At 37.7% G+C, this 25,090-nt stretch carries 38 protein-coding genes; all 38 read right to left on the bottom strand.

Going from position 1 to position 25,090, the window contains the following annotated elements; genetic code table 11:
* Window positions 1–19: 19 nt before the first annotated feature.
* The 38 genes from ctlX to rpsL all read right to left on the bottom strand — a co-directional run bounded on the left by ctlX (window position 20) and on the right by rpsL (window position 24,786).
* Window positions 20–955, bottom strand: a complete 936-nt coding sequence (ctlX, locus tag CHB68_RS03600) for a citrulline utilization hydrolase CtlX (RefSeq protein ID WP_089259472.1) — start codon at window positions 953–955, stop codon at window positions 20–22.
* Window positions 956–993: 38 nt separating this feature from the next.
* A complete protein-coding gene (locus CHB68_RS03595; RefSeq protein WP_089259471.1) occupies window positions 994–1,908 on the bottom strand; it encodes a dimethylarginine dimethylaminohydrolase family protein in 915 nt (304 codons plus the stop codon).
* A 94-nt stretch (window positions 1,909–2,002) separates the two neighbouring features.
* On the bottom strand, window positions 2,003–3,289 hold the full coding sequence (locus CHB68_RS03590; RefSeq protein WP_089259470.1) for a citrate synthase: 1,287 nt from the start codon (window positions 3,287–3,289) through the stop codon (window positions 2,003–2,005).
* A gap of 115 nt (window positions 3,290–3,404) precedes the next feature.
* Window positions 3,405–4,940, bottom strand: coding sequence for a glycogen synthase (locus tag CHB68_RS03585; protein ID WP_089259469.1), 1,536 nt, complete (start codon window positions 4,938–4,940; stop codon window positions 3,405–3,407).
* A gap of 119 nt (window positions 4,941–5,059) precedes the next feature.
* On the bottom strand, window positions 5,060–6,352 hold the full coding sequence (eno, locus tag CHB68_RS03580; RefSeq protein ID WP_089259468.1) for a phosphopyruvate hydratase: 1,293 nt from the start codon (window positions 6,350–6,352) through the stop codon (window positions 5,060–5,062).
* Window positions 6,353–6,456: 104 nt separating this feature from the next.
* Window positions 6,457–7,584, bottom strand: a complete 1,128-nt coding sequence (gene carA / locus CHB68_RS03575) for a glutamine-hydrolyzing carbamoyl-phosphate synthase small subunit (RefSeq protein ID WP_089259467.1) — start codon at window positions 7,582–7,584, stop codon at window positions 6,457–6,459.
* Window positions 7,585–7,676: 92 nt separating this feature from the next.
* A complete protein-coding gene (rplQ, locus tag CHB68_RS03570) occupies window positions 7,677–8,231 on the bottom strand; it encodes a 50S ribosomal protein L17 (RefSeq protein WP_089259466.1) in 555 nt (184 codons plus the stop codon).
* A gap of 59 nt (window positions 8,232–8,290) precedes the next feature.
* Window positions 8,291–9,283 (bottom strand): DNA-directed RNA polymerase subunit alpha, encoded by a 993-nt coding sequence (locus CHB68_RS03565; RefSeq protein ID WP_089259465.1) that lies wholly within the window; start codon window positions 9,281–9,283, stop codon window positions 8,291–8,293.
* 17 nt (window positions 9,284–9,300) lie between these two features.
* The gene (gene rpsD / locus CHB68_RS03560) at window positions 9,301–9,906 is read right to left on the bottom strand and encodes a 30S ribosomal protein S4 (protein ID WP_089259464.1); all 606 of its coding nucleotides are present in this window, start codon (window positions 9,904–9,906) and stop codon (window positions 9,301–9,303) included.
* 85 nt (window positions 9,907–9,991) lie between these two features.
* Window positions 9,992–10,384 carry a 30S ribosomal protein S11 gene (gene rpsK / locus CHB68_RS03555; RefSeq protein WP_036152169.1) on the bottom strand — a complete coding sequence of 131 codons (393 nt, stop codon included), beginning with the start codon at window positions 10,382–10,384 and terminating at the stop codon, window positions 9,992–9,994.
* Between the two features lie 9 nt (window positions 10,385–10,393).
* Window positions 10,394–10,768 carry a 30S ribosomal protein S13 gene (gene rpsM / locus CHB68_RS03550; protein ID WP_089259463.1) on the bottom strand — a complete coding sequence of 125 codons (375 nt, stop codon included), beginning with the start codon at window positions 10,766–10,768 and terminating at the stop codon, window positions 10,394–10,396.
* Window positions 10,769–10,770: 2 nt separating this feature from the next.
* Window positions 10,771–10,887, bottom strand: coding sequence for a type B 50S ribosomal protein L36 (gene ykgO, locus CHB68_RS03545; RefSeq protein ID WP_013305171.1), 117 nt, complete (start codon window positions 10,885–10,887; stop codon window positions 10,771–10,773).
* A gap of 8 nt (window positions 10,888–10,895) precedes the next feature.
* Window positions 10,896–11,111, bottom strand: a complete 216-nt coding sequence (gene infA, locus CHB68_RS03540) for a translation initiation factor IF-1 (RefSeq protein ID WP_013305172.1) — start codon at window positions 11,109–11,111, stop codon at window positions 10,896–10,898.
* A 3-nt stretch (window positions 11,112–11,114) separates the two neighbouring features.
* The gene (secY, locus tag CHB68_RS03535; protein ID WP_089259462.1) at window positions 11,115–12,458 is read right to left on the bottom strand and encodes a preprotein translocase subunit SecY; all 1,344 of its coding nucleotides are present in this window, start codon (window positions 12,456–12,458) and stop codon (window positions 11,115–11,117) included.
* A 14-nt stretch (window positions 12,459–12,472) separates the two neighbouring features.
* The gene (gene rplO, locus CHB68_RS03530) at window positions 12,473–12,925 is read right to left on the bottom strand and encodes a 50S ribosomal protein L15 (RefSeq protein WP_089259461.1); all 453 of its coding nucleotides are present in this window, start codon (window positions 12,923–12,925) and stop codon (window positions 12,473–12,475) included.
* Between the two features lie 12 nt (window positions 12,926–12,937).
* Window positions 12,938–13,117 carry a 50S ribosomal protein L30 gene (gene rpmD / locus CHB68_RS03525; RefSeq protein ID WP_089259460.1) on the bottom strand — a complete coding sequence of 60 codons (180 nt, stop codon included), beginning with the start codon at window positions 13,115–13,117 and terminating at the stop codon, window positions 12,938–12,940.
* A 10-nt stretch (window positions 13,118–13,127) separates the two neighbouring features.
* Complete coding sequence (gene rpsE / locus CHB68_RS03520) at window positions 13,128–13,652, bottom strand: 30S ribosomal protein S5 (RefSeq protein ID WP_089259459.1); 525 nt, start codon at window positions 13,650–13,652, stop codon at window positions 13,128–13,130.
* 9 nt (window positions 13,653–13,661) lie between these two features.
* A complete protein-coding gene (rplR, locus tag CHB68_RS03515; RefSeq protein ID WP_089259458.1) occupies window positions 13,662–14,018 on the bottom strand; it encodes a 50S ribosomal protein L18 in 357 nt (118 codons plus the stop codon).
* Between the two features lie 12 nt (window positions 14,019–14,030).
* The gene (rplF, locus tag CHB68_RS03510; RefSeq protein ID WP_089259457.1) at window positions 14,031–14,573 is read right to left on the bottom strand and encodes a 50S ribosomal protein L6; all 543 of its coding nucleotides are present in this window, start codon (window positions 14,571–14,573) and stop codon (window positions 14,031–14,033) included.
* 19 nt (window positions 14,574–14,592) lie between these two features.
* Window positions 14,593–14,991: a 30S ribosomal protein S8 gene (gene rpsH, locus CHB68_RS03505; RefSeq protein WP_089259456.1), complete on the bottom strand. Its 399-nt coding sequence runs from the start codon at window positions 14,989–14,991 to the stop codon at window positions 14,593–14,595.
* A gap of 65 nt (window positions 14,992–15,056) precedes the next feature.
* Entirely contained in the window at window positions 15,057–15,326 is a 270-nt protein-coding gene (gene rpsN, locus CHB68_RS03500) for a 30S ribosomal protein S14 (protein WP_089259455.1), read from the bottom strand.
* 1 nt (window position 15,327) lies between these two features.
* Window positions 15,328–15,879: a 50S ribosomal protein L5 gene (gene rplE, locus CHB68_RS03495; protein ID WP_089259454.1), complete on the bottom strand. Its 552-nt coding sequence runs from the start codon at window positions 15,877–15,879 to the stop codon at window positions 15,328–15,330.
* Between the two features lie 2 nt (window positions 15,880–15,881).
* Window positions 15,882–16,196 carry a 50S ribosomal protein L24 gene (gene rplX, locus CHB68_RS03490; RefSeq protein WP_089259453.1) on the bottom strand — a complete coding sequence of 105 codons (315 nt, stop codon included), beginning with the start codon at window positions 16,194–16,196 and terminating at the stop codon, window positions 15,882–15,884.
* Between the two features lie 13 nt (window positions 16,197–16,209).
* Window positions 16,210–16,578, bottom strand: coding sequence for a 50S ribosomal protein L14 (gene rplN, locus CHB68_RS03485; protein WP_027064819.1), 369 nt, complete (start codon window positions 16,576–16,578; stop codon window positions 16,210–16,212).
* Window positions 16,579–16,581: 3 nt separating this feature from the next.
* A complete protein-coding gene (gene rpsQ / locus CHB68_RS03480) occupies window positions 16,582–16,839 on the bottom strand; it encodes a 30S ribosomal protein S17 (RefSeq protein ID WP_058104316.1) in 258 nt (85 codons plus the stop codon).
* 13 nt (window positions 16,840–16,852) lie between these two features.
* Entirely contained in the window at window positions 16,853–17,044 is a 192-nt protein-coding gene (rpmC, locus tag CHB68_RS03475) for a 50S ribosomal protein L29 (protein ID WP_089259452.1), read from the bottom strand.
* Between the two features lie 12 nt (window positions 17,045–17,056).
* Window positions 17,057–17,485, bottom strand: coding sequence for a 50S ribosomal protein L16 (gene rplP, locus CHB68_RS03470; RefSeq protein WP_089259451.1), 429 nt, complete (start codon window positions 17,483–17,485; stop codon window positions 17,057–17,059).
* 20 nt (window positions 17,486–17,505) lie between these two features.
* Entirely contained in the window at window positions 17,506–18,225 is a 720-nt protein-coding gene (rpsC, locus tag CHB68_RS03465) for a 30S ribosomal protein S3 (protein ID WP_089259450.1), read from the bottom strand.
* Between the two features lies 1 nt (window position 18,226).
* The gene (gene rplV / locus CHB68_RS03460) at window positions 18,227–18,634 is read right to left on the bottom strand and encodes a 50S ribosomal protein L22 (protein ID WP_089259449.1); all 408 of its coding nucleotides are present in this window, start codon (window positions 18,632–18,634) and stop codon (window positions 18,227–18,229) included.
* Between the two features lie 3 nt (window positions 18,635–18,637).
* Complete coding sequence (rpsS, locus tag CHB68_RS03455; protein WP_089259448.1) at window positions 18,638–18,916, bottom strand: 30S ribosomal protein S19; 279 nt, start codon at window positions 18,914–18,916, stop codon at window positions 18,638–18,640.
* A 14-nt stretch (window positions 18,917–18,930) separates the two neighbouring features.
* Complete coding sequence (gene rplB / locus CHB68_RS03450) at window positions 18,931–19,755, bottom strand: 50S ribosomal protein L2 (protein ID WP_089259447.1); 825 nt, start codon at window positions 19,753–19,755, stop codon at window positions 18,931–18,933.
* A 9-nt stretch (window positions 19,756–19,764) separates the two neighbouring features.
* Window positions 19,765–20,055: a 50S ribosomal protein L23 gene (rplW, locus tag CHB68_RS03445; RefSeq protein WP_089259446.1), complete on the bottom strand. Its 291-nt coding sequence runs from the start codon at window positions 20,053–20,055 to the stop codon at window positions 19,765–19,767.
* A gap of 4 nt (window positions 20,056–20,059) precedes the next feature.
* Window positions 20,060–20,692 (bottom strand): 50S ribosomal protein L4, encoded by a 633-nt coding sequence (gene rplD / locus CHB68_RS03440; protein ID WP_089259445.1) that lies wholly within the window; start codon window positions 20,690–20,692, stop codon window positions 20,060–20,062.
* Window positions 20,693–20,697: 5 nt separating this feature from the next.
* Window positions 20,698–21,315: a 50S ribosomal protein L3 gene (gene rplC, locus CHB68_RS03435; RefSeq protein ID WP_089259444.1), complete on the bottom strand. Its 618-nt coding sequence runs from the start codon at window positions 21,313–21,315 to the stop codon at window positions 20,698–20,700.
* A 142-nt stretch (window positions 21,316–21,457) separates the two neighbouring features.
* Window positions 21,458–21,763, bottom strand: coding sequence for a 30S ribosomal protein S10 (rpsJ, locus tag CHB68_RS03430; RefSeq protein ID WP_007094989.1), 306 nt, complete (start codon window positions 21,761–21,763; stop codon window positions 21,458–21,460).
* A gap of 9 nt (window positions 21,764–21,772) precedes the next feature.
* A complete protein-coding gene (gene fusA / locus CHB68_RS03425) occupies window positions 21,773–23,905 on the bottom strand; it encodes an elongation factor G (protein ID WP_089259443.1) in 2,133 nt (710 codons plus the stop codon).
* Window positions 23,906–23,911: 6 nt separating this feature from the next.
* Window positions 23,912–24,388 carry a 30S ribosomal protein S7 gene (rpsG, locus tag CHB68_RS03420; RefSeq protein WP_089259442.1) on the bottom strand — a complete coding sequence of 159 codons (477 nt, stop codon included), beginning with the start codon at window positions 24,386–24,388 and terminating at the stop codon, window positions 23,912–23,914.
* Between the two features lie 23 nt (window positions 24,389–24,411).
* The gene (gene rpsL, locus CHB68_RS03415) at window positions 24,412–24,786 is read right to left on the bottom strand and encodes a 30S ribosomal protein S12 (RefSeq protein ID WP_036152127.1); all 375 of its coding nucleotides are present in this window, start codon (window positions 24,784–24,786) and stop codon (window positions 24,412–24,414) included.
* Window positions 24,787–25,090: the final 304 nt, after the last annotated feature.

The following is a 25,090-nucleotide window of genomic DNA, read 5'->3' as shown; positions in this document are numbered from 1 at the left end:
GACTCAACAAAATTATGATCTACACCGTACCCTTAGGCAAGAACACTTCTGCCATCATACAACGGGCACTGCCACCACCACAAGTTTCTATTGTAGACAATGAACTATGTAAAATACTACAATGCTTTTCTATCATGGTAATCTGCTCCTTAGTTAAACTAGTATAAGCGGCGGAACTCATTACCATATACCGTTTATCATCAGCTCCCAATACCTGTAACATATTCCCTGCAAAATGGTGCATCTGTTGTTCTGTAATAGTTATGATCTCCCTACCGTCTTTCTTCAGGTGGTCAAGAACATTTTTACGTTCCTTTTTATCATCGATCGTATCCGAGCATATAATAGCGAAATCTTCTGCCAATGCCATCATAACGTTGGTATGGTAAATAGGTAAACGCTTACCGTCTACAGATTGGTTGGCTGTAAAAATTACAGGAAAACAATCAAAATCCTCGCAAAACTCTATAAAAAGCTCCTCATCTGCCCGCTCCGAAAGGGCACAGTATGCTTTTTTATTGACCCTGTCCAACAATATACTTCCGGTACCCTCCAAAAATATACCTTCTTCCTCTGCTGAGGTATAATCGATGACCTCTGTGATTATAAATCCTTTTTCCTCCAGAATTTCCAAAATATCCTCTCTGCGCTCATTTCTCCTATTCTCTGCATACATTGGGTATACCCCTACTGTACCGTTGGCATGAAATGAAATCCAGTTATTGGGAAAGATGCTGTCCGGAGTATCAGGTTCATAGGTATCGTTCACAACGATTACATTGACTCCTTTACCCTTCAATGTGGAAACAAAAACATCAAATTCTTCTTGAGCTTTTATATTAATAGCCTGATTCTTCATGTCAATATCTTCCATAAAATAATTATTGACAGCGGTTTGTTCGTTCATTCTGAACGATACTGGACGAATCATGAGTATATTATTGGTAATCTGCATAATGGGGAAAAATATAATTATTCGTTTAAATATTAAAACTATTCTCTTATGAGCGGCAGCGTACTACAGCGCAATAAACCTTCCTGTTTGGAAATTTCAGCATAGGGAATTTCCTCTACGGTAAATCCTTGTTGACGTAACCAAGTATTAAGCCTGGTAAAACTTTTTTCAGAAACAATTACATCTGGGGATATTGAAAATACATTACTGAACATACGGTACATTTCATGAGCATTGATCTCAAATATATTCTCCTTACCAAAAAAGGCAACCAACCATTGGTATTCCTCCTCTACCAAGAACCCGTTTCTATGTAAAATAGCCTTACCCTTGCCTAAAGGCTGAAAACAGCAGTCTAGATGCAATGCGTTTTCTTGAGCATTGGTGTTAGACTTTCTCAGTTCAAAAGATTTGACGGTTTTCTTAGGAAACTGGGCTTTTAAATAATCTACCGCTGCCTTATTTGTTCTAGCCGTAATATAATCCGGGTAATCGGGAGCTGTATAGGTACCTACAAAAATATATTCGTTCCAGGGCATTACATCACCACCTTCTACATGCACTTCTTCAGGGGGATGCAAAATATTACTATCCTCTATTTTATCGAGTACATGTAAAATGGCCTCTACCTCTTTCTCCCTATCAGGTAAGATATTTGCTATAATCAATTTATCTTCAATAACAAATGCAATATCACGGGTAAATATTTGATTGCAGTCCTCCAAAACCTCTGGGCGGAATACTTGTACGCCATATTTTTCAAATACGGCTTTAAATGCCTCCATTTCAAAGATCATATCATCCTCTTTGGGATAAGTGCCCGCCAATATATGCTCCAAGGATTTAGGGTCATATGCATCTTCTGGTCTGGGCACGGGCCCTGAACTTTTTGCGGTTCCCAAAACAACGGCCTTTAACTTTGAAATTTCATCTTTTACCTGTAATTGTAACATGCTTTCAATTTTAGATACTGATTAAAAATTAGCACAAAAAAAAGCTCCTTTATACTTTAAAAGAGCTTTTTGTTTTTTTATTAACGGTAGCAATCTACCTTTTATCCAGTTCGACAAAAGACCTTAGATTTTCACCAATATACACTTGTCTTGGTCTACCAATAGGTTCTCCTTTTAAGCGCATTTCCCTCCATTGGGAAATCCAACCTGGCAATCTACCCAAGGCAAACATTACCGTAAACATCTCTGTTGGTATTCCTAAAGCCCTATATATAATACCTGAATAGAAATCTACATTAGGGTACAATTTTCTATCCACAAAATATTTATCCTCCAATGCTTCTTTTTCCAAGCCCTTTGCAATATCCAATATAGGATCGTCAATACCCAAATCTGCCAACACTTCATCTGCGGCTTTTTTAATTATTTTTGCGCGGGGATCAAAATTCTTGTAAACCCTATGCCCAAAGCCCATTAACCTAAATGGATCGGACTTGTCCTTAGCCTTGGCCATATACTTTTTAGTATCGCCACCATCTGCCTCAATTGCTTCAAGCATTTCCAAAACCGCTTGGTTTGCACCACCGTGCAATGGTCCCCAAAGTGCAGATATACCTGCTGATAAGGATGCGAACAGTCCTGCATGGGAAGAACCTACAATACGCACGGTACTGGTAGAACAGTTTTGTTCGTGATCGGCATGTAAGATCAACAACTTATCCAAAGCTTCTATAACGACCTTGTTCTTTTTATATTCTTGATTAGGACGTTTGAACATCATCTTATGTATGTTTTCTACATAGCCTAAACTGTCATCACCATAATCTAGAGGAAGTCCTTTTTTCTTGCGTAATGTCCAAGCGACAAGAACTGGAAATTTAGCCAAAATACGTACAATGGCATGGTACATATCTTGATCCGAACTTACATCAACAGTGGATGGGTTAAATGCAATCAAAGCACTTGTCAAAGAAGACAACACTCCCATTGGGTGTGCAGACTTTGGAAAACCGTCCAAAATCTTTTTCATTTCTTCATCTACATGAGACTCATCCTTTATATCCTTATGAAATTTAGCCAGCTCTTCTTTGTTTGGTAAATTTCCAAAAATCAATAAATACGCTACCTCTAAAAAATCGGCTTTTTCTGCCAATTCTTCTATAGAATACCCTCTATATCTTAAAATTCCTTTTTCACCGTCCAAAAAAGTAATGGCACTCTCACAAGATCCTGTATTTTTATAACCTGGATCTATAGTTATAATTCCTTTGGTAACTGAACGCAAAGATTTAATATCAATCGCAAGTTCATTTTCGGTTCCCTTAATTACTGGAAACTCATATTTTTCACCATTATATTCTAAAGTAGCTTTATCTGACATTTTTAAATTTTACGTTTTATATACTCCCTGTAAAGTTAACAAAACAGGATTGTTTTAACAATTTCAATATTCTGTTTGGGGTAAAATTAACAATAAGATCTTTTAACTACATTACTCACAACATATATAATGATTTGTAATATTCGTCCAAAGACTTTTCCCAAGTAAAACGAGCCTTTTTGGCATTGGCCTGTATCTTTTTCCATTTGGGTTTATCGTGTTGCCATAAGGAGATAGCCTCATCAAAACGCAACACCATATTTTCAATTTGCTGTTCATACGTAGCACCATCAAAAGCAAAGCCGGTCTTCATATGCTCCACAGTGTCCTTTAACCCTCCTGTATGGTGAACCAAGCAAGGATTTCCATTGCGCATGGCCAACATTTGACTAATTCCACAAGGCTCAAATAGACTTGGCATAAAGTAAAGATCAGTTTCCAGATACATAGAGTCAATCAAATCTTCTGATTGACCATTGGTGAATATAAAATTCTGATGTTTATAACTCATGTCGCGAAAAAACTCTTCATAATCCGGATCTCCGGTACCTAACAGCATAAAGATACCGTCAACTTCCCCTAAGCGTGCCAGCATTTTTTCAAAGGCTTCTGGAGAGCGCATAAGAAAATAAAACTTTTGTTCCGTTAACCGAGCAACACTTGAAACTATGAATTTAGGCCTATTGCCAACATATTGCATTATTTTCTCACCTGTATGCGCTAAAAAATCCGCTTTATATTTCTTGGACGTATCCTGCAACCATCTAAAAAGAGCTTTCACCGTATTTCTATAAAGAAACCCTTTTTCCGCCTTCCTAATATTATTATAGTTACTAGCGTTTAATATCCCGAACAATCTTCCTTCATTGTCCGCTTTCTGCAAGTCGTTCTCCAAACTTTCACCACCAATAAATTCCGGTCTTCTGCTTGGCAAGAGCACATCTTCTTTATATGATGGGGATACGGTATGCACTGCATCTGCCAGCCTAATGCCTACCGCCATAAGGTTTATACAATCCTGATAACGTAAATCCATCAGCTCCTTATGATTTAATTGCACTTCTGGAAACCAGTTATGAACCGATGCATAATTATCATAAAATGGTCTTATACCCTGTATGGCCAAATTATGTATGGTATATACATAGCGCATCTTCTTTAAATCTTGATATTGGGGATGGTATTTTTTAATGAACAACAGAGCGGCCGAATGCCAATCATGCATATGTACAATATCCAACTCTCCAAAGGCCCCTACTTTTATAGCTTCTGCAGTAGCCGTACAGAATATAATGAACTTTATAAAATCGTTATAAAAAGGTTCTGTTGGGTCATCATGGTAAATATGAGCAATACCCCCTTCTATAATCTCTGGATGGTGTATTACATAATGTGTAATGTTTTTATCAACCTTCTTTGGTATCACCTCATATAGCTCCGCTGTATAAGGTACGCCCCTAAGTTGAAAATGAAGATTGGTTTTAAAGATTCCGTTCTTATGCAATCTGGAATAGGAAGGTACAACGACATGGACTCTATCATCCCGTTTCGAAATTTCCCTTGGCACATCTCTAACTACATCACCCATACCGCCGGCTTTGCAATCTGGAATGGCATCATTTTCTGCTGAAACGAAAAGAAAGTTGTTCATACGTTACTTACAAGGTTTTAAATGTATTTTTTACAAAAGGTAGTTAAAGTTTAGGAGTAAGACAAAAAAAAGCCTTTCCAAAATAGGAGAGGCTTTTTATATAAATTATGGCACAAAATCTAGTTGATTTTGAATGCTTTTTCTTGTGGATAATAAGCTGTACTACCCAATTCCTCTTCGATACGAAGCAATTGATTGTACTTGGCCATACGGTCTGATCTAGATGCCGATCCGGTTTTAATCTGGCCTGTATTCAAAGCAACAGCTAGGTCAGCAATTGTGTTATCTTCCGTCTCTCCCGATCTATGGGACATTACTGAAGTATACCCTGCATTTTTAGCCATATTCACGGCTGCTATTGTTTCGGTAAGCGTTCCAATTTGGTTAACCTTGATCAAAATTGAATTGGCAATTCCTTTTTCAATACCTGTTGACAAACGTTCCACATTGGTCACAAATAAATCATCACCTACCAATTGAACTTTGTCCCCAATTTTATCGGTCAATGATTTCCATCCATCCCAATCATTTTCATCCATACCATCCTCAATAGAGATAATAGGGTATTGAGCACTTAAATCTGCCAAGTATTGTGCTTGTTCCTCAGAAGTTCTAACAACACCTTTATCACCCTCAAATTTGGTGTAATCATATTTACCATCTACATAAAACTCTGCAGCGGCACAATCTAGAGCGATCATTACATCATCCCCTAAAGTATAGCCAGCATTCTTTACAGCTTTGGCAATGGTATCCAATGCATCCTCAGTACCTCCGGCTAGGTTCGGCGCAAAACCACCTTCATCACCTACTGCTGTACTAAGTCCGCGATCGTGCAATACTTTTTTCAAATGATGGAAAATCTCCGTACCCATTTGCATTGCATGCGAAAAGCTTTTTGCCTTTACGGGCATTACCATGAATTCTTGAAAGGCAATAGGAGCATCCGAATGAGAACCACCATTGATAATATTCATCATAGGAACAGGTAATGTGTTGGCACTAACGCCACCCACGTACCTATATAAAGATAGACCAAGTTCATTTGCAGCCGCCTTAGCTGCCGCTAAAGAAACACCTAAAATGGCATTGGCCCCTAGTTTGGATTTATTTGGTGTACCGTCAAGATCGATCATAGTTTGATCTAAGAGATTTTGATCAAATACAGACATACCCAAAATCTCTTCGGCAATAACATTATTTACATTATCAACTGCCTTTAAAACTCCTTTACCCATGAAATCCTTGCCTCCATCACGAAGTTCAACAGCCTCATGCTCACCGGTAGATGCACCAGAAGGAACAGCGGCCCTACCCATTACACCGTTTTCAGTAATTACATCTACTTCAACGGTTGGGTTACCCCTAGAATCTAAAATTTGTCTTGCGTGAACACTTAATATGATACTCATTTAATTTATTTTTTATTAGTTGATCATTTAAAGGACAAAGATACAAAACCAAGGTACTCCCGAGTTTATTTGCACTCTACATTTGTCCATTAAATAACAATTATTTAAACAATTTCGTTATGTTTTATACTTTTCCCAATTAAACCGAAAAAATCATCAAAAAGATAGTCCGCATCATGTGGACCTGGACTCGCCTCTGGGTGATATTGAACAGAAAAAACATCTTTATTCTTCATTCTTATACCTGCAACCGTCTTGTCGTTAAGGTGTACATGTGTAATTTCCAAACTGTCATTTGCTTCAGTTTCCTCACGGTTAATTGCAAAACCGTGGTTCTGCGAAGTAATTTCACCCTTGCCGTTTAATAGGTTTAAAACCGGATGATTTATTCCCCTGTGGCCATTGTGCATCTTGTAGGTTGATACTCCATTTGCCAATGCCAAAATTTGGTGCCCCAAACAGATTCCAAAAACAGGTTTATCCGTTTGTATCATTTTTTTGGCAGCCGCAATGGCATCGGTCAAAGGTTCTGGATCACCAGGACCGTTAGATATAAAATAAGCATCTGGGTTCCAGGCCTCCATTTCTTCAAAGGTGGCATTGTACGGAAACACCTTTACGTAAGCGTCACGCTTAACCAAATTTCTAAGAATATTCTTTTTAATTCCAATATCCAAAGCGGCAATCTTTATGGAAGCATTATCATTACCTACAAAATATGGTTCTTTGGTAGATACTTTAGAAGCCAGCTCCAATCCTTCCATACTAGGTACTTCTGCCAAACGTTTTTTAAGGTCCTCTATATTATCCACTTCGGTGGATATTACAGCATTCATGGCGCCATTGTCTCGTATATAGCTCACTAAAGCCCTGGTATCCACATCAGAAATTGCAAATAATCCGTTGGCGTCCAAAAATCCTTGCAAACTATCATCTGCTAGAGCCCTAGAATAATCATAGCTGAAATTCCTACATACTAAACCCGCTATTTTGATGGAGTCTGATTCTATTTCATCTTTATTAACCCCATAATTACCAATATGGGCATTTGTGGTCACCATGATCTGACCAAAATAGGACGGGTCCGTAAAAATTTCCTGGTACCCGGTCATACCAGTATTAAAACAAACTTCACCAAAAGCTGTACCCTCTTTATCCCCTACAGACTTTCCATGGAATATGGTACCATCCGAAAGTAATATTAAAGCTTTTCTTTTTGCTTGATATTTCATTTTGTGCTATTATTTATTCATTTACAAAAAAACATAAAAAAAAGGATAAGCTAGAAAGCTTATCCTTTTCATTATAAATATTTATTGACAATTTATTCCTTAGAATCATCTGCCTTTACCTCGTTATCCGTTTGAGATTCTGTTTCCGGTTGTGCTTCTTCCACTACTTTCGTTTCTTTCACTTCGGTAGCGGCCTCTGCATTGTTACCACCAGACCTTCTACTTCTTCTTGTAGATTTTTTCTTAGGCTTACCGGCATTATACAATTCGTTGAAATCAACCAATTCTATCATAGCCATATCAGCGTTATCACCTAAACGGTTACCCAATTTAATAATTCTAGTATAACCACCTGGTCTGTCAGCTACTTTTTCAGAAACTACACTGAACAATTCCGTAACAGCATTTTTATCACGTAAGTTTTTAAAGACGATACGTCTGTTGTGAGTACCCTTCTCAGCACTTACATTGTTCTCGGCCTTAGACTTCGTAATCAAAGGTTCTACAAATTGTTTTAAGGCTTTTGCCTTGGCAACCGTAGTATTGATTCTTTTGTGCTCAATTAAAGAACAAGCCATATTGGCCAACATTGCCTTTCTGTGTGCAGTTTTTCTGCCTAAGTGATTAACTTTTTTACCGTGTCTCATGTTATTGTTTTATCATCTTGCTACCAAACTCGATAGAACGAGGAGCAAAATATGATTAATTAATCTTTATCTAATTTATATTTTGAAAGATCCATTCCAAAACTAAGTCCCTTGTTGATTACAAGCTCCTCAAGTTCCGTAAGGGATTTTTTACCGAAGTTCCTAAACTTCATCAGGTCGTTCTTATTAAATGATACTAAATCACCTAAAGTATCTACTTCTGCCGCCTTTAAACAATTTAGGGCACGTACGGAAAGGTCCATATCTACCAATTTTGTTTTAAGCAACTGACGCATATGCAATGATTCTTCATCATATGTCTCAGTTTGGGCAATTTCATCTGCCTCAAGCGTAATACGCTCATCAGAGAACAACATGAAATGATGAATAAGAACTTTTGCAGCTTCGGTCAAAGCATCCTTTGGGTGAATAGAACCATCAGAAGAGATTTCAAAAACTAATTTTTCGTAATCTGTTTTTTGCTCTACACGAAAGTTTTCAATACTATACTTTACATTCTTGATCGGTGTAAAAATAGAATCTACAGCTATTGTCCCTAATGGTGCGCCAGATTTCTTATTCTCTTCTGCAGGTACATATCCCCTACCTTTTTCAATAGTAATTTCCATATTGATGCTAACTTTGGCATCCATATTACATATTACTAAATCTGGATTTAAAACTTGATATCCTGAAATAAACTTCTGGAAATCCCCTGCAGTCAATTGATTTTTTCCACTAACGGAAATAGAAACCACTTCTGCTTCAGAATCCTCTATTTGTTTCTTGAAACGCACTTGTTTCAAGTTCAATATAATTTCAGTAACATCTTCTACAACGCCAGAGATAACCGAGAACTCATGCTCTACCTTATCTATCCTTACAGACGTAATGGCGTAACCTTCCAAAGAAGAAAGCAACACACGTCTTAACGCATTCCCAACAGTTAATCCATAACCAGGTTCCAAAGGGCGAAATTCGAACTTCCCTTCGAAATCTGAGGAATCGATCATTATTACTTTATCGGGTTTCTGAAAATTAAATAATGCCATAATTGGATCGGTATTGTTTATTTAGAGTATAACTCCACGATTAATTGTTCTTTGATGTTTTCCGGAATCTGCATTCTTTCAGGTATAGATACATAAGTACCTTCCTTCTTTTCGCTGTTCCAAGAAATCCACTCATAAACAGCGCTATTCGCAGTCAATGAATCCTGTATGCTTTGTAATGATTTTGATTTCTCCCTTACCCCAACAACATCTCCGGCTTTAAGGGAATATGAAGGAATATTCACTACTTCTCCGTTTACCGTGATATGTCTGTGCGATACTAACTGTCTAGCTCCACTTCTTGTAGGTGATATTCCCATTCTATAAACCACATTATCTAAACGTGATTCACACAATTGTAATAATATTTCACCGGCAACACCTTCTTTTCTCTTTGCAGTTTGAAACAGGTTTCTAAATTGCTTTTCTAAAATACCATAGGTATATTTAGCTTTTTGCTTTTCCATTAACTGAATAGAGTACTCAGATTTTTTTCCTCTACGTCTGTTATTCCCGTGTTGTCCCGGAGGGTAATTTTTCTTTTCGAAAGACTTATCGTCTCCAAAAATTGCTTCGCCGAATTTACGTGCGATCTTTGACTTTGGTCCTGTATATCTTGCCATTTTCCTTTAATTTGAAAGTGAGATTATGAATTAAGGCTTATCCTTCGATAATCGTAACTACACTTTCGGTGAAATATATAATTGATTAAACTCTTCTTCTTTTTGGAGGTCTACAACCATTGTGCGGCATTGGAGTAACATCGATAATCTCGGTTACTTCAATTCCAGCATTGTGCAATGATCTAATGGCAGACTCCCTACCATTACCAGGTCCTTTTACATAAACCTTAACTTTTCTCAAACCTGCTTCATGAGCAACTTTTGAACAGTCTTCAGCTGCAACCTGAGCAGCATAAGGTGTATTCTTCTTAGAACCTCTAAACCCTAATTTACCAGCAGATGACCAAGAAATTACATCTCCTTTTTTATTTGTTAAAGAAATGATGATGTTGTTAAAAGATGCACTTATATGCGCTTCCCCTACAGAATCAACTATTACTTTACGTTTCTTGGTAACTTTAGTATTTGCCTTTGCCATACCTACTTATTATTTAGTTGCTTTTTTCTTGTTAGCAACTGTTTTACGCTTTCCTTTTCTAGTCCTAGAATTATTCTTGGTACGTTGACCTCTTAAAGGTAAACCAGACCTGTGACGAATTCCTCTATAACAACCAATATCCATTAATCTCTTAATGTTCAATTGGGTTTCGGAACGCAACTCTCCTTCGATTACGTAACCAGATACAGCTTCCCTAATACGTCCTATTTCATCATCGTTCCAATCAGAAACCTTTGTATCTTCACTAACCTGGGCTTTACTCAAAATTTCTTGAGCTCTACTTCTTCCAATTCCAAAAATGTAGGTTAAGGCGATAACGCCTCTCTTCTGTTTTGGTATATCAATACCTGCGATTCTTGCCATAATTACCCTTGTCTTTGTTTAAATCTAGGATTCTTTTTGTTGATTACGTACAACCTGCCTTTTCTGCGAACAATCTTGCAGTCGGCACTTCTCTTTTTAACTGATGCTCTTACTTTCATCTTGTATCTTAGTATCTATATGTAATTCTTGCTTTAGTAAGATCGTATGGACTCATTTCCAATTTAACCTTATCGCCAGGTAATAATTTTATATAATGCATACGCATCTTACCTGAAATATGCGCTGTTACTACATGTCCATTCTCCAACTCTACCCTAAACATTGCATTTGACAATGCTTCAATGATAGATCCATCTTGTTCTATTGCTGCCTGTTTAGCCATAAATTATGCTACTTTTCTATTTTTACCGGTTTTCATTAGGCCATCATAATGTCTATTCAACAGATATGAATTCACCTGTTGCACAGTATCAATAGCCACACCAACCATAATCAATAAAGATGTACCTCCATAAAATAAGGCCCATCCAGCCTGAACATCCATCAACTTTACGACAACGGCCGGCAAAATTGCGAGCAAAGCTAAGAAAATTGATCCAGGTAACGTTATTAATGACATAATCTTATCTAAAAAATCTCCTGTTTCTTTCCCAGGACGTATTCCTGGTATAAAACCACCACTTCTTTTAAGGTCATCTGCCATTTTATTGGTAGGAACCGTAATTGCCGTGTAGAAATATGTAAAGATGATGATCAACAAGGCAAATAAAATATTATATGCCAAACCAAATATATCACTAAACTGAACTTGCATCCACTGCCCAAATGAAGTATCATCAAATGCGCCACCTATCATTCCGGGAACAAACATAATAGCCTGTGCAAAGATTATAGGCATTACTCCAGATGCATTTAATTTTAATGGAATATACTGTCTTGATCCCATGATGTTTTTCTCATAACCACCGGAAGCCGTTCTCCTGGCATACTGAACCGGTATTTGACGAGTAGCCATTACCAATAATATACATGCCAAAATAACAAGGAACCAAATAATAACTTCAATCAGAATAAACATTAGACCGCCATTATTATCAACGGTCCTTGAAATAAATTCCTGTACAAAGGATTGTGGCATGGTTGCAATAATACCGATCATGATCAACAATGAAATACCATTACCAATACCTTTATCTGTAATTTTTTCTCCTAACCACATAGCAAAAACGGTACCTGTAACCAAAATGATTACTGCAGGTATCATAAAATCCAGCCCTTTTCCTAAAATAAAAGCACTGTCCCTAACACCAAAGGCTTCCAAACCGTAGAGATAGGCAGGAGCTTGAACTATACAAATACCAATGGTCAACCATCTAGTAATTTGGTTAATAGTTTTACGACCGCTTTCACCCTCTTTTTGAAGTTTTTGAAGATATGGTATAGCAATACCCATTAATTGCACCACAATTGAAGCAGAGATGTAAGGCATAATACCTAATGCAAAAACAGAAGCATTGGCAAAAGCCCCTCCTGTAAATGCGTTTAATAGACCAAAGATACCTTGATCGGTTCCATCGGTCAAACCACCCAACTGCGTAGAATCTATACCTGGAAGAACAATTTGGCAACCAAAACGGTACACCAATAAAAGACCCAAGGTAATAAGTATTCTATTTCTTAGCTCTTCTATCTTCCAAATATTGGATATTGTATCAATAAAATTCTTCATGCTCTCGTTTATGCTTACAAACTTATTGCTTCACCACCAGCTGCTTCAATAGCTGCCTTAGCAGAAGCGGTAAATTTATGTACCGTAATTTTTAGGGGGGATTTAAGTTCACCGTTACCTAAAATTTTAACTAAGTCGTTTTTACCTACTACTCCGTTTTCAACCAAAATATCCAAAGAAACCTCTTTTGAAATTACTTTATTATCAACAAGTTCCTGTAACTTCTCAATATTGATACCTTTATAGTTCTTACGGTTGATATTTGTAAATCCAAATTTAGGAACACGACGTTGCAATGGCATTTGACCACCTTCAAAACCAATTTTCTTAGAATAACCAGATCTTGATTTTGCTCCTTTATGTCCTCTTGCAGCAGTTCCACCTTTTCCTGACCCTTGTCCTCTTCCAAGACGTTTACCGTCCCTATTAACTGAACCTTCTGCAGGCTGTAGATTATGTAAACCCATTATATTCTATCTTTAAGCTCCCTCAACGGAAACTAAATGTTTAACTTTATTTATCATTCCAAGAATGTTGGCCGTATCATCATGTTCTACAACTTGACCAATTCTTTTTAAACCAAGAGCCTCAAGAGTTCTTTTCTGATTTTGAGGTTTCTTGATTCCACTTTTTACCTGTGTAACTTTAATCTTTGCCATAATTCTACTCTTAGCCTTTAAATACTTTTTCTAAAGAAACACCTCTTTGACTTGCAATGGTCTTTGCATCCCTAAGTTGCAATAAAGCGTCAAAAGTTGCTTTTACAACATTGTGTGGATTTGAAGAACCTTGTGATTTGGACAAAACATCATGTACACCAACAGCTTCTAAAACTGATCTCACTGCACCACCGGCAATAACACCCGTACCATGAGAAGCTGGCTGGATATAAACCCTTGCTCCACCAAATTTACCTTTTTGCTCATGTGGCAATGTACCATTGTTCAAAGGAATTCTAATCAAGTTCTTTTTACCGTCCTCAATTGCTTTTGCTATTGCAGTTGCAACTTCTTTAGACTTACCTAAACCGTGACCTACAACACCATTTTCGTCACCTACGACAACAATAGCAGAAAAACCAAATGCCCTACCACCTTTAGTTACCTTGGTAACACGTTGGATGCCAACTAATTTATCTTTTAAATCTAAACCGCCAGGTTTAACCGTTTCTACGTTTTTATATTTTTGGAACATACTAGTTTATTAGAATTTTAATCCTGCTTCTCTTGCACCTTCGGCCAAAGACTTAACTCTACCATGATACAAATTTCCACCTCTATCAAAGGCTACCTTATCAAGACCCGCCTTTACAGATTTCTCGGCAATTGTTTTACCAACTAGTGCGGCAATCTCTGTTTTGTTACCTTTTACTTTTGCAATATCCTTATCTCTTGAAGAAGCAGATACTAAAGTAACTCCTTTAACGTCGTCTATAACTTGTGCGTAAATCTCGCTATTACTACGGAAAACAGATAACCTAGGTCTAGCTGCAGTTCCGGTGGAAACCTTACGGATTCTACGGCGGATTCTATTTTTTCTTTGTGTTTTTGATAATCCCATAATACACTTATATTAAGCTGACTTACCAGCTTTTCTTCTTAATATTTCACCAACAAACTTAATACCTTTTCCTTTGTACGGTTCAGGTCTACGGAATGATCTTATCTTAGCTGCTATATGACCAACCAATTGTTTGTCATGAGAGGTCAATTTAACTATTGGGTTCTTTCCTTTTTCAGAAACAGTTTCAACCTTAACCTCTGGGGCCAAGTCAAATACTATATTATGGGAAAACCCTAGAGCCAAATCTAATTTTTGACCTTGGTTACTAGCCCTGTAACCTACACCTACTAACTCCAATTCTTTGGTCCAACCTTTTGAAACGCCCTCAACCATGTTGAGTATAAGTGACCTATATAAACCGTGTTTTGCTTTATGCTCCTTAGAATCTGAAGGTCTTGTTACCCAAGCCTGACCATCTTCCACTTTAACCGATACACCAGAGAACTCTTGAGTCAACTCTCCTAACTTTCCTTTTACGGAAATGATATTTTCATTGATTTCAATTGTAACTCCTTCTGGAATCGCGATTGGATTATTACCTATTCTAGACATTTTCTAATTCTTTTATCAATTAATAAACGTAGCATAAAACTTCACCACCAACTTTTTCCGCCTTTGCTTGCTTACTTGTCATTACACCATGGGATGTAGAAACAATAGCGATACCCAAACCGTTCAATACACGTGGCAAATCGTCACTACCCGCATATTTTCTAAGACCCGGCTTACTTATACGCTGTATTTTCTTGATAACAGGCTCTTTTGTAAACTTGTCATATTTCAAAGCAATTTTAATAGTGCCCTGAACCTTGTTCTCTTCAAACTTATAACTTAAAATATATCCTTGATCGAACAATATTTTTGTTATCTCCTTTTTTAAATTAGAAGCAGGAATTTCAACAATTCTATGACCTGCTCTACTTGCGTTTCTAACTCTCGTTAGGTAATCTGCTATAGTATCTGTTACCATGTATATATAATTCGGTGACGGTTTTTAACTTTTACGTTAAACCTGAAACCATTAATAATTCTTTTTTACCAGCTGGCTTTTTTAACACCTGGAATTAAACCGGCATTTGCCATTTCCCTGAACATTACCCTAGAAATTCCAAAAGTTCTCATATAACCCTTAGGTCTTCCGGTAAGCTTACATCTATTGTGCAAACGTACTGGAGAAGCATTTTTAGGAAGTCTTTGCAAACCTTCATAGTCTCCAGCTTCCTTTAGAGCCTTTCTTTTTTCAGCGTAAATTGCTACAGTTCTTTCCCTTTTTCTTTCACGGGCTTTCATTGATTCCTTAGCCATACTAATTCTTTTTAAAAGGTAAACCTAATTCTGTTAATAATGATTTTGCTTCCTTGTCAGTATTTGCAGAGGTCACAAAAGTAATATCCATTCCGTTAATTCTATTGATTTTATCAATATTGATTTCCGGGAAAATAATCTGTTCGGTTATACCCAAGTTATAATTTCCACGACCATCAAAACCAGTAGCCTTGATTCCTTGAAAATCACGTACCCTTGGTAATGCAGACGTTACTAAACGATCTAAGAATTCGTACATACGCTCACCTCTAAGGGTAACCTTTGCACCAATAGGCATACCTTTTCTTAATTTAAAGGCAGCAACATCTTTTTTAGATAATGTAGCAACAGCTTTTTGACCAGTGATCATCGTCATTTCATCAATTGCATGATCAATAAGCTTTTTATCAGCAACGGCAGCACCTATTCCTCTGCTCATTACTATTTTTTCCAACTTAGGAACCTGCATTACATTACTGTAACCAAATTCTTCGGTAAGGGCAGCTATAATTCGCTCCTTATACTCTTTCTTTAATCTTGTAACGTATGCCATAACTAAATTACTTCTTTGGATTTTTTGGAAACCCTAACTTTTTTACCATCCCTCATTTCATAACCTACCCTTGTAGTATCTCCAGATTTACCGTCGATCAAAGCAAGGTTTGAAATATGGATTAAAGCTTCTTTTTTTACAATACCACCCTGAGGGTTCTTTGCACTAGGTTTCTCATGTTTGGAAACCATATTTGCACCTTCTACGATGGCCTTATTTTTTTCAAGATTTACACGCATAACCTTACCTTCGGTACCTTTATGGTCACCAGCGATAATTCTTACGGTGTCTCCTGTTTTTATTTTCAACTTTTTCATCTTGTCCGTTATATTATAATACCTCTGGGGCCAATGATACAATCTTCATAAATTGCTTGTCCCTAAGCTCCCTTGCAACGGGTCCGAAAACACGGGTTCCCCTCATCTCTCCGGCAGGATTCAATAAAACACAAGCGTTATCGTCAAATCTGATATACGACCCATCTGGTCTTCTCACCTCTTTCTTGGTACGCACGACAACAGCAGTTGATACCGCTCCTTTCTTGATACCTCCATTTGGTGTGGCCTCCTTAACGGTAACAACAATTTTATCACCAATGGATGCATATCTTCTTTTGGTACCACCAAGAACACGAATAGTCAATACTTCCTTCGCTCCGGTGTTATCCGCTACCTTTAATCTAGATTCTTGCTGTAACATAACTTATTTAGCTCTTTCTAAGATTTCTACTAATCTCCAACATTTGGTTTTACTCATAGGACGAGTTTCCATGATCTTTACAGTATCACCAATATTGCAATCGTTCTTTTCGTCATGTGCAACATATTTCTTTGTCTTCAAAACGAATTTACCGTACATAGGATGCTTTACTCTTTTCACCTCTGAAATAACAATGGACTTTTCCATCTTATTACTAGTGACAACTCCTACTCTCTCTTTTCTTAAGTTTCTTTTTTCCATAAAGCCGAACCAATTATTGGTTTTCCCTATTAGTTAATTCAGTGGCTAATCTTGCTACCGTTCTCCTTACTTTTCTAATCTGTAATGGATTTTCCAACGGAGTTACAAAATGTGCCATTTTCAATTCTTCATGCTGCTTTCTATACTCGGCCAATTTCTCCGTAAGTCCTTCGACAGACAATTCTTTGATCTCTTGTTTTTTCATTGTTCCTTACGTTTAATTTCCGCCCTCGTAATCTCGAGCTACAATAAATTTTGTTTTAACAGGAAGCTTCTGTGCCGCTAATCTTAAAGCTTCTTTTGCTACTTCCATAGGAACTCCAGCTACTTCGAACATAATTCTACCCGGTTTTACTACGGCTACAAAATACTCAGGAGCACCTTTACCTTTACCCATACGTACCTCTAGAGGCTTCTTGGTTATAGGCTTGTCTGGAAATATTTTAATCCATAACTGACCTTCCCTTTTCATATATCTTGTTGCAGCAATACGGGCAGCCTCAATTTGGCGTGAAGTCAAGAATGCTGCATCATCAACATTCTTTATACCGAACATACCATTTGAAAGTTGGTGTCCTCTACCAGCTAAGCCTTTCATACGGCCTTTCTGCATTTTACGGAACTTCGTTCTTTTCGGTTGTAACATTACTTTAGTTCTTTAAAAAATTACTTTCTACGACGTTGTTTTCTACCACCTTCTTGTTTACCTCCTTTAGAGGAATCTCCTTTTTGCATTCCCACTAAAGGTGACAACTCTCTTTTACCGTAAACCTCGCCCTTCATGATCCAAACTTTAATTCCAAGTTTACCATATGTGGTCTGGGCTTCTTGTAAAGCATAATCAATATCTGCTCTAAATGTGGATAATGGAATTCTACCATCCTTATAAGATTCCGAACGTGCCATTTCCGCTCCGTTCAACCTACCTGAGATTTGAATTTTGATACCTTCGGCATTCATTCTCATTGCAGCTGCAATAGCCATCTTGATAGCTCTTCTAAAGGAAATTCTACTTTCTATTTGACGGGCAACACTTGCCGCAACCAAATTAGCATCCAATTCTGGTCTCTTAATTTCAAAGATGTTGATCTGAACCTCCTTATTGGTGATTTTTTTCAACTCTTCTTTCAGCTTATCAACTTCCTGACCTCCTTTACCGATGATTATTCCAGGACGTGCCGTGGTCACCGTTACAGTAATCAATTTAAGGGTACGCTCTATAATTACTCTAGAAACACTAGCTTTAGAAAGCCTGGCATGGATATACTTACGTATTTTATCATCTTCCGCCAATTTATCCCCATAATCGTTTCCACCATACCAGTTAGATTCCCAACCCCTGATGATTCCTAGACGATTTCCTATTGGATTTGTTTTCTGTCCCATTCTAGTTTTCTGTTATATTTTTAGACCCTAAAACCAAAGTAACATGGTTTGAACGTTTTCTAATTCTATGTGCCCTACCCTGTGGAGCTGGACGCAATCTCTTTAACATTGCACCGCTATCAACTCTTATCTCGGCAACGACCAAATCAGCATCCTCAAGATTAGCATCTTCATTTTTAGCCTGCCAGTTGGCCAAAGCGGACAACAACAATTTTTCTAGTTTTCTAGAAGCCTCTTTTGGGTTAAATCTTAATATAGCTAAGGCATTTTCAACTTTAGCACCTCTAATTAAATCAGCAACTAAACGCATCTTTCTAGGTGAAGTTGGACAATTGTTCAACTTCGCGAAAGCTACCTTCTTTTTTTCAGCCTTGATTCTTTCGGCCATTTGTTTTTTACGAACTCCCATAGCTTACTTTTTTCCTTTGTTTTTTGCACCAACGTGACCTCTAAAAGATCTAGTAGGTGAAAATTCCCCAAGTTTATGTCCAACCATGTTTTCAGTTACAAAAACAGGTACAAATTGTTTTCCGTTGTGCACAGCTATTGTCATTCCAACAAAATCTGGAGTGATCATAGATGCCCTTGACCAAGTTTTGATTACCGATTTTTTACCGGATGCTGCACTTTGTTGGATTTTTTTCTCCAAACTATAGTGAACGTATGGTCCTTTTTTTAGTGAACGTGCCATTTCTTTCTACTTTTTTATTTCTTTCTACGTTCTATTATATACTTATTGGTGCTCTTAGTCTTAGAACGGGTTCTAAATCCTTTTGCAGGAATACCGTTTCTAGATCTTGGATGTCCACCTGAAGCTCTACCTTCACCACCACCCATTGGATGATCTACAGGGTTCATAGCTACTGGTCTAGTCCTTGGTCTTCTACCCAACCATCTACTTCTACCGGCCTTACCGGAAACAAGCAATTGATGATCAGAGTTTGATACCGCCCCAATTGTCGCAAAACAACCAGAAAGAACCAATCTAGTTTCACCGGAAGGCATTTTAACCGTTACAAACTTACCGTCCTTCGCCATTAACTGAGCAAAGGTTCCAGCACTCCTAGCCATTACAGCTCCTTGTCCAGGTCTTAATTCAATACACGAAATAATCGTTCCTAAAGGAACTTCACTCAAAGGCATTGCATTTCCTATTTCTGGCGCCACAGAAGCACCCGAAGAAACTTTCTGATCAACCTGTAAACCGTTCTGCGCGATCACATATCGTTTTTCACCATCAGCATACTCTAAAAGAGCAATAAATGCCGTTCTGTTTGGATCGTACTCAATAGATTTTACGGTCGCAAGCACTTCTTGCTTATCCCTTTTAAAATCAATTACACGATACCTTCTCTTATGACCTCCACCTTTTTGGCGCATGGTCATCTTTCCTTGACTGTTTCTACCTCCGGACTTTTTTAACGGAGCAAGCAAGCTTTTCTCCGGCTTATCAGCAGTAATGGCGTCAAATCCGTTTACTACTCTAAAACGCTGTCCAGGAGTGATTGGTTTTAATTTTCTAACTGACATTTCTTGTCTTTATAGATTACTGTAAAAATCAATAATATCACCTTCTACAACATCAACTATTGCCTTCTTAACGGCATTTGTTTTACCATGCTGCACCCCAGTTTTTGTATATCTGGATTTTCTGGTGGGTCCGTAATTCATAGTACGCACCTTTTTAACCGAAACACCATAAGTAGCTTCAATTGCATCCTTTATCTGCAATTTATTTGCCTTAGGGTTAACTACGAAACCATAACGATTGTTCAACTCGCTATCAGCAGTCATTTTCTCCGTTATAATTGGTTTTATCAACACACTCATGATATTATTGTTTATTTAAATTCGATTCGATTCCTTCTAGAGAGCTCTCCAACAACACTACACTATTTGCATTAAGTATTTTGTAAGTGCTTAATTCTGAGTTAGTTATAACTTCAGACCCTTTGAAATTACGCGAAGACAAATATACACCTTTATTTGAATCACCCAACACAATCAAAGACTTTTTGTTTTCAATACCTAAAGTCTTTAAAACCTCGACAAAATCCTTAGTTCTAGGTGTATCAAAATCGAAATCCTCGACCACGATTATGGCATTGTCCTTTGACTTTAATGTCAAGGCAGATTTTCTTGCCAAACGCTTAAGGTTTTTGTTCAATTTTTGGGTATAATCCTTAGGTCTAGGGCCAAATATTCTACCACCACCTCTAAAGATAGGCGACTTAATACTACCGGCTCTTGCCGTACCTGTACCTTTTTGCTTCTTTATCTTTCTAGTACTACCTGCTATTTCAGCTCTTTCCTTTGCTTTATGCGTACCTTGTCTTTGATGTGCCAAATATTGTTTAACATCCAAATAGACCGCATGCTCATTAGGCTCTATAGCGAAAACATCATCAGAAAGGTTTGCCTTTCTGCCTGTGTCTTTTCCTTTAATATCTAAAACTGCTATTTTCATTACCTCTACCTTTGTATCGTTACATAAGCATTCTTATGGCCAGGAACACAACCTTTTACTACTAAAAGATTCTTTTCTGGAACTACTTTTAAAACCCTAAGGTTTTGAACCGTAACACGGTCAGACCCCATTCTACCGGCCATTTTCATACCCTTAAATACTCTTGCCGGATATGAAGCGGCACCAATTGAACCAGGAGCTCTAAGTCTATTATGCTGACCATGGGTTGCTTGACCCACACCACCAAAACCATGACGCTTAACTACACCTTGAAATCCTTTACCTTTAGAAGTACCTACAACATCGACAAATTCGCCTTCAACGAAAACATCCACACCAACAGTGTCCCCTAATTTAAACTCACCTTCAAAATCTCGGAATTCAACGACTTTTTTCTTAGGAGAAGCACCTGCCTTTTTAAAATGACCCGATTGAGCCTTATTAGCACGACTTTCTGCCTTGTCATCGAAACCAAGCTGAAGGGCACTATACCCGTCAACCTCTTCGGTTCTGACTTGGGTAACTACACATGGTCCAGCTTGTATAACGGTACATGGAATATTCTTTCCATTCTCGTCAAAAATACTGGTCATGCCTACTTTCTTTCCTATTAACCCAGACATACTTATTTATATTAATTATTACTATTAAATACTATTCAAAAAAATAGGGTCAAAATAATTTAACCCTAAATTATTTTTTTCCGTTTTTCCCTCGCCCGCAGCTTAGGACATGTCACCTATCTTAACAAGACAGGTTAATTACTTACACCTTGATCTCTACTTCTACACCACTAGGAAGCTCAAGCTTCATAAGTGCATCAATAGTTTTAGAAGAAGAGCTATAGATATCAAGTAATCTTTTATAAGAACTTAACTGAAACTGCTCTCTTGATTTTTTATTTACGTGCGGTGAACGCAATACCGTAAATATCTTTTTATGTGTTGGCAAAGGAATTGGCCCTGTAACAACAGCACCGGTTGTCTTTACCGTCTTTACAATCTTTTCAGCGGATTTATCCACTAAATTGTGATCGTAGGATTTTAGTTTTATTCTAATTTTTTGACTCATGTCCTAAATTTATGCTGTTATTCCTTTTGCTGCTTTTATCACTTCTTCCGATATATTGGAAGGAGTTTCTGCATAGTGTGAAAATTCCATAGTTGAAGTTGCACGACCTGAAGACAATGTTCTCAATGAAGTAACATAACCGAACATTTCAGATAAAGGAACAGTACCTTTAACAACTTTAGCACCTGCCCTATCGCTCATATCGCCAATAGTACCTCTTCTTCTATTCAAGTCACCCACGATATCACCCATATTTTCTTCCGGAGTAATAACTTCCAGTTTCATAATAGGCTCCATGATTACAGCACCAGCAGCTTTACCAGCGGCCTTGTAACCCATTTTTGCAGCAAGCTCGAAAGAAAGTGCATCCGAATCCACAGGGTGGAAAGAACCATCCTTAAGAACAACTTTCATGGTATCCATCTCATAACCTGCCAAAGGTCCGTTCTGCATAGCAGCAACAAATCCTTTTTCAACAGCAGGTATAAATTCCTTAGGAATACGTCCACCTTTAATCTCATCGACAAACTGAAGACCTTCTCCTTCAAAATCCTCATCCGCAGGACCCATTTCGAAAACAATATCACCAAACTTACCACGACCACCAGATTGTTTCTTGTAAACCTCTCTGTGAGACGCTGTTTTAGTCAACGCTTCCTTATATTCCACCTGAGGCTCACCTTGGCTAACCTCAACCTTAAATTCCCTTCTTAGACGGTCAACGATAATATCTAAGTGAAGCTCGCCCATCCCGGAAATAATAGTCTGTCCCGAAGCCTCATCTGTCTTAACTTGGAATGTAGGATCTTCTTCAGCCAATTTAGCCAAAGCCATACCCAACTTATCTACATCTGCCTTGGTCTTAGGCTCTACAGCAATACCAATAACCGGCTCTGGGAAGTTCATACTTTCCAAAACGATTGGGTGTTTCTCATCAGACATAGTATCCCCTGTCTTGATATCCTTAAAACCTACCGCTGCACCAATATCACCTGCTTCAATAAAATCGATCGCATTTTGCTTATTAGAGTGCATCTGATATATTCGAGAAATACGCTCTTTCTTACCTGAACGATTGTTCAAAATGTATGAACCAGCATCCAAACGACCAGAATATGTTCTAAAGAATGCCAATCTTCCAACAAATGGATCGGTGGCAATTTTAAACGCCAAGGCCGCAAATGGCTCCTTAACATTTGGTTTACGCTTCTCTACTTGACCAGTTTCAGGATTTGTTCCTTCAATTGCATCCTTATCTATAGGAGAAGGTAAATATCTACATACAGCATCCAATAAAAACTGAACACCTTTATTCTTAAAAGAAGAACCACAGATCATAGGAATGATCGCACGATCCATAACAGCAGCTCTTAATGCGGCATGTACTTCTTCTTCGGTAATGGAATCTTCGTCCTCAAAGAACTTCTCCATCAACTCCTCATCATATTCTGCAACAGCTTCAATCAAGGCAGCTCTATACTCCTTAACCTCAGCTTTCATATCTTCAGGTATATCGATGACATCGAAAGTAGAACCAAAGTTGTCATCATGCCAAACAATAGCTCTATTCTTGGCCAAATCAACTATACCTTTGAAATCAGCTTCATCACCAATAGGCAAAACAATAGGAACTGCATTAGAACCCAACATCTCCTTAACTTGCTTGCACACCATTAGGAAATTAGATCCCTGACGGTCCATTTTGTTTACAAAACCAATTCTTGGCACCTTGTAATTATCCGCCAATCTCCAGTTTGTTTCCGATTGAGGCTCAACACCATCAACCGCACTGAACAAAAACACCAAACCATCCAAAACACGCAAGGAACGGTTTACCTCAACGGTAAAATCAACGTGTCCCGGTGTATCGATAATATTAAAATGATAATCTTTTGTTTCTTCCAATTCCTTTGCATTCTCCAAAGGAAATTTCCATGTACAAGTTGTAGCCGCAGAAGTAATGGTAATACCTCTTTCCTGTTCTTGCTCCATCCAGTCCATAGTGGCAGCACCATCATGAACCTCTCCAATTTTATGACTTACCCCTGTATAAAAAAGTATACGTTCAGTAGTCGTAGTCTTACCGGCATCAATATGCGCGGCAATTCCAATATTTCTAGTGTATTTTAAATCTCTTGCCATTATATATTAGAATCTAAAGTGAGAGAATGCTTTGTTTGCCTCTGCCATTTTGTGCGTATCGACCCTTTTCTTAACGGCAGCACCTTCTTCTTTGGCCGCAGCTAAAATTTCACCTGCCAATTTTTGAGACATTCCTTTTTCATTACGCTTTCTTGCATAACTGATCAACCACTTCATAGCGGTAGATATTTTTCTATCCGGTCTAATCTGCATTGGAATCTGGAACGTTGCCCCACCAACTCTTCTACTACGAACCTCAACATGCGGCATAACATTGCTCAATGCATCTTTCCATAACTCCAAAGCTGTTTTCTCATCATCTGTCTTTTTAGCATCAACGATGTCTATTGCATCGTAAAAAACACTAAAAGCGACTGATTTCTTACCATCCCACATCATCATATTGACGAAACGCGTAACCAATTGGTCGTTAAACCTTGGATCCGGTAAAAGTGGTCTTTTCTTTGCCTGTCTTTTTCTCATTACTTCCTTTTAAACAAGTTTAATTACTTCTTAGGTCTCTTAGCGCCATATTTTGATCTACGTTGTGTTCTACCGGCCACACCTGCTGTGTCCAATGCACCACGTACAATATGATACCTTACCCCTGGTAAATCTTTAACTCTTCCGCCTCTTACTAATACTATCGAGTGCTCTTGTAGATTATGTCCTTCACCGGGAATGTAAGCGTTCACTTCTTTACCATTGGTTAACCTTACCCTTGCTACTTTACGCATAGCTGAATTTGGTTTCTTTGGTGTTGTAGTATAAACACGTGTACAAACACCTCTTCTCTGAGGACACGAATCCAAAGCAGCCGATTTACTCTTCTTAGTAATCGTCTCTCTTCCTATTCGTACTAATTGTGATATTGTTGGCATACTATAATATAATGTATAAAAATTACCCCTACTTTAAGGGTCGGCAAATGTAGTGATATTTCAGAATAATTCAAACCCTGATCAAATTATTTTTATATTTTTTTTACTATTTGATTTTCAACCCTTTATTAGTGTTAAAATTTATCTGCTCAGTTCGTTAAATTTTTAGATGAAAATTTCTTTATCGCGTAATCAAATTCCAACATATTTTAACGTCGCATTCTCTATGAAATTAGCATATTCTCAAAATTTAAGGGGTAAAATTATATAACTTAAAATATGCGCGGTGTTTTATCTGTAACTA

It is taken from the genome of Maribacter sedimenticola (assembly GCF_900188415.1).
Classification (GTDB): domain Bacteria; phylum Bacteroidota; class Bacteroidia; order Flavobacteriales; family Flavobacteriaceae; genus Maribacter; species Maribacter sedimenticola.
The sequence above is the reverse complement of the archived record's forward strand: the minus strand, read 5'-3'. Positions and strand labels throughout refer to the sequence as shown.

Excerpts from the sequence above, each read along its gene's own strand:
- ctlX (WP_089259472.1), bottom strand. The coding sequence starts at position 955 with ATGCAGATTACCAATAATATACTCATGATTCGTCCAGTATCGTTCAGA.
- CHB68_RS03595 (WP_089259471.1), bottom strand. The coding sequence starts at position 1,908 with ATGTTACAATTACAGGTAAAAGATGAAATTTCAAAGTTAAAGGCCGTT.
- CHB68_RS03590 (WP_089259470.1), bottom strand. The coding sequence starts at position 3,289 with ATGTCAGATAAAGCTACTTTAGAATATAATGGTGAAAAATATGAGTTT.
- CHB68_RS03585 (WP_089259469.1), bottom strand. The coding sequence starts at position 4,940 with ATGAACAACTTTCTTTTCGTTTCAGCAGAAAATGATGCCATTCCAGAT.
- eno (WP_089259468.1), bottom strand. The coding sequence starts at position 6,352 with ATGAGTATCATATTAAGTGTTCACGCAAGACAAATTTTAGATTCTAGG.
- carA (WP_089259467.1), bottom strand. The coding sequence starts at position 7,584 with ATGAAATATCAAGCAAAAAGAAAAGCTTTAATATTACTTTCGGATGGT.
- rplQ (WP_089259466.1), bottom strand. The coding sequence starts at position 8,231 with ATGAGACACGGTAAAAAAGTTAATCACTTAGGCAGAAAAACTGCACAC.
- CHB68_RS03565 (WP_089259465.1), bottom strand. The coding sequence starts at position 9,283 with ATGGCATTATTTAATTTTCAGAAACCCGATAAAGTAATAATGATCGAT.
- rpsD (WP_089259464.1), bottom strand. The coding sequence starts at position 9,906 with ATGGCAAGATATACAGGACCAAAGTCAAAGATCGCACGTAAATTCGGC.
- rpsK (WP_036152169.1), bottom strand. The coding sequence starts at position 10,384 with ATGGCAAAGGCAAATACTAAAGTTACCAAGAAACGTAAAGTAATAGTT.
- rpsM (WP_089259463.1), bottom strand. The coding sequence starts at position 10,768 with ATGGCAAGAATCGCAGGTATTGATATACCAAAACAGAAGAGAGGCGTT.
- ykgO (WP_013305171.1), bottom strand. The coding sequence starts at position 10,887 with ATGAAAGTAAGAGCATCAGTTAAAAAGAGAAGTGCCGACTGCAAGATT.
- infA (WP_013305172.1), bottom strand. The coding sequence starts at position 11,111 with ATGGCTAAACAGGCAGCAATAGAACAAGATGGATCTATCATTGAAGCA.
- secY (WP_089259462.1), bottom strand. The coding sequence starts at position 12,458 with ATGAAGAATTTTATTGATACAATATCCAATATTTGGAAGATAGAAGAG.
- rplO (WP_089259461.1), bottom strand. The coding sequence starts at position 12,925 with ATGGGTTTACATAATCTACAGCCTGCAGAAGGTTCAGTTAATAGGGAC.
- rpmD (WP_089259460.1), bottom strand. The coding sequence starts at position 13,117 with ATGGCAAAGATTAAAGTTACACAGGTAAAAAGTGGAATCAAGAAACCT.
- rpsE (WP_089259459.1), bottom strand. The coding sequence starts at position 13,652 with ATGTTCCAAAAATATAAAAACGTAGAAACGGTTAAACCTGGCGGTTTA.
- rplR (WP_089259458.1), bottom strand. The coding sequence starts at position 14,018 with ATGGGATTATCAAAAACACAAAGAAAAAATAGAATCCGCCGTAGAATC.
- rplF (WP_089259457.1), bottom strand. The coding sequence starts at position 14,573 with ATGTCTAGAATAGGTAATAATCCAATCGCGATTCCAGAAGGAGTTACA.
- rpsH (WP_089259456.1), bottom strand. The coding sequence starts at position 14,991 with ATGGTAACAGATACTATAGCAGATTACCTAACGAGAGTTAGAAACGCA.
- rpsN (WP_089259455.1), bottom strand. The coding sequence starts at position 15,326 with ATGGCTAAGGAATCAATGAAAGCCCGTGAAAGAAAAAGGGAAAGAACT.
- rplE (WP_089259454.1), bottom strand. The coding sequence starts at position 15,879 with ATGGCATACGTTACAAGATTAAAGAAAGAGTATAAGGAGCGAATTATA.
- rplX (WP_089259453.1), bottom strand. The coding sequence starts at position 16,196 with ATGAAAAAGTTGAAAATAAAAACAGGAGACACCGTAAGAATTATCGCT.
- rplN (WP_027064819.1), bottom strand. The coding sequence starts at position 16,578 with ATGTTACAGCAAGAATCTAGATTAAAGGTAGCGGATAACACCGGAGCG.
- rpsQ (WP_058104316.1), bottom strand. The coding sequence starts at position 16,839 with ATGGAAAAAAGAAACTTAAGAAAAGAGAGAGTAGGAGTTGTCACTAGT.
- rpmC (WP_089259452.1), bottom strand. The coding sequence starts at position 17,044 with ATGAAAAAACAAGAGATCAAAGAATTGTCTGTCGAAGGACTTACGGAG.
- rplP (WP_089259451.1), bottom strand. The coding sequence starts at position 17,485 with ATGTTACAACCGAAAAGAACGAAGTTCCGTAAAATGCAGAAAGGCCGT.
- rpsC (WP_089259450.1), bottom strand. The coding sequence starts at position 18,225 with ATGGGACAGAAAACAAATCCAATAGGAAATCGTCTAGGAATCATCAGG.
- rplV (WP_089259449.1), bottom strand. The coding sequence starts at position 18,634 with ATGGGAGTTCGTAAAAAACAAATGGCCGAAAGAATCAAGGCTGAAAAA.
- rpsS (WP_089259448.1), bottom strand. The coding sequence starts at position 18,916 with ATGGCACGTTCACTAAAAAAAGGACCATACGTTCACTATAGTTTGGAG.
- rplB (WP_089259447.1), bottom strand. The coding sequence starts at position 19,755 with ATGTCAGTTAGAAAATTAAAACCAATCACTCCTGGACAGCGTTTTAGA.
- rplW (WP_089259446.1), bottom strand. The coding sequence starts at position 20,055 with ATGAGTGTGTTGATAAAACCAATTATAACGGAGAAAATGACTGCTGAT.
- rplD (WP_089259445.1), bottom strand. The coding sequence starts at position 20,692 with ATGAAAATAGCAGTTTTAGATATTAAAGGAAAAGACACAGGCAGAAAG.
- rplC (WP_089259444.1), bottom strand. The coding sequence starts at position 21,315 with ATGTCTGGGTTAATAGGAAAGAAAGTAGGCATGACCAGTATTTTTGAC.
- rpsJ (WP_007094989.1), bottom strand. The coding sequence starts at position 21,763 with ATGAGTCAAAAAATTAGAATAAAACTAAAATCCTACGATCACAATTTA.
- fusA (WP_089259443.1), bottom strand. The coding sequence starts at position 23,905 with ATGGCAAGAGATTTAAAATACACTAGAAATATTGGAATTGCCGCGCAT.
- rpsG (WP_089259442.1), bottom strand. The coding sequence starts at position 24,388 with ATGAGAAAAAGACAGGCAAAGAAAAGACCACTTTTACCGGATCCAAGG.
- rpsL (WP_036152127.1), bottom strand. The coding sequence starts at position 24,786 with ATGCCAACAATATCACAATTAGTACGAATAGGAAGAGAGACGATTACT.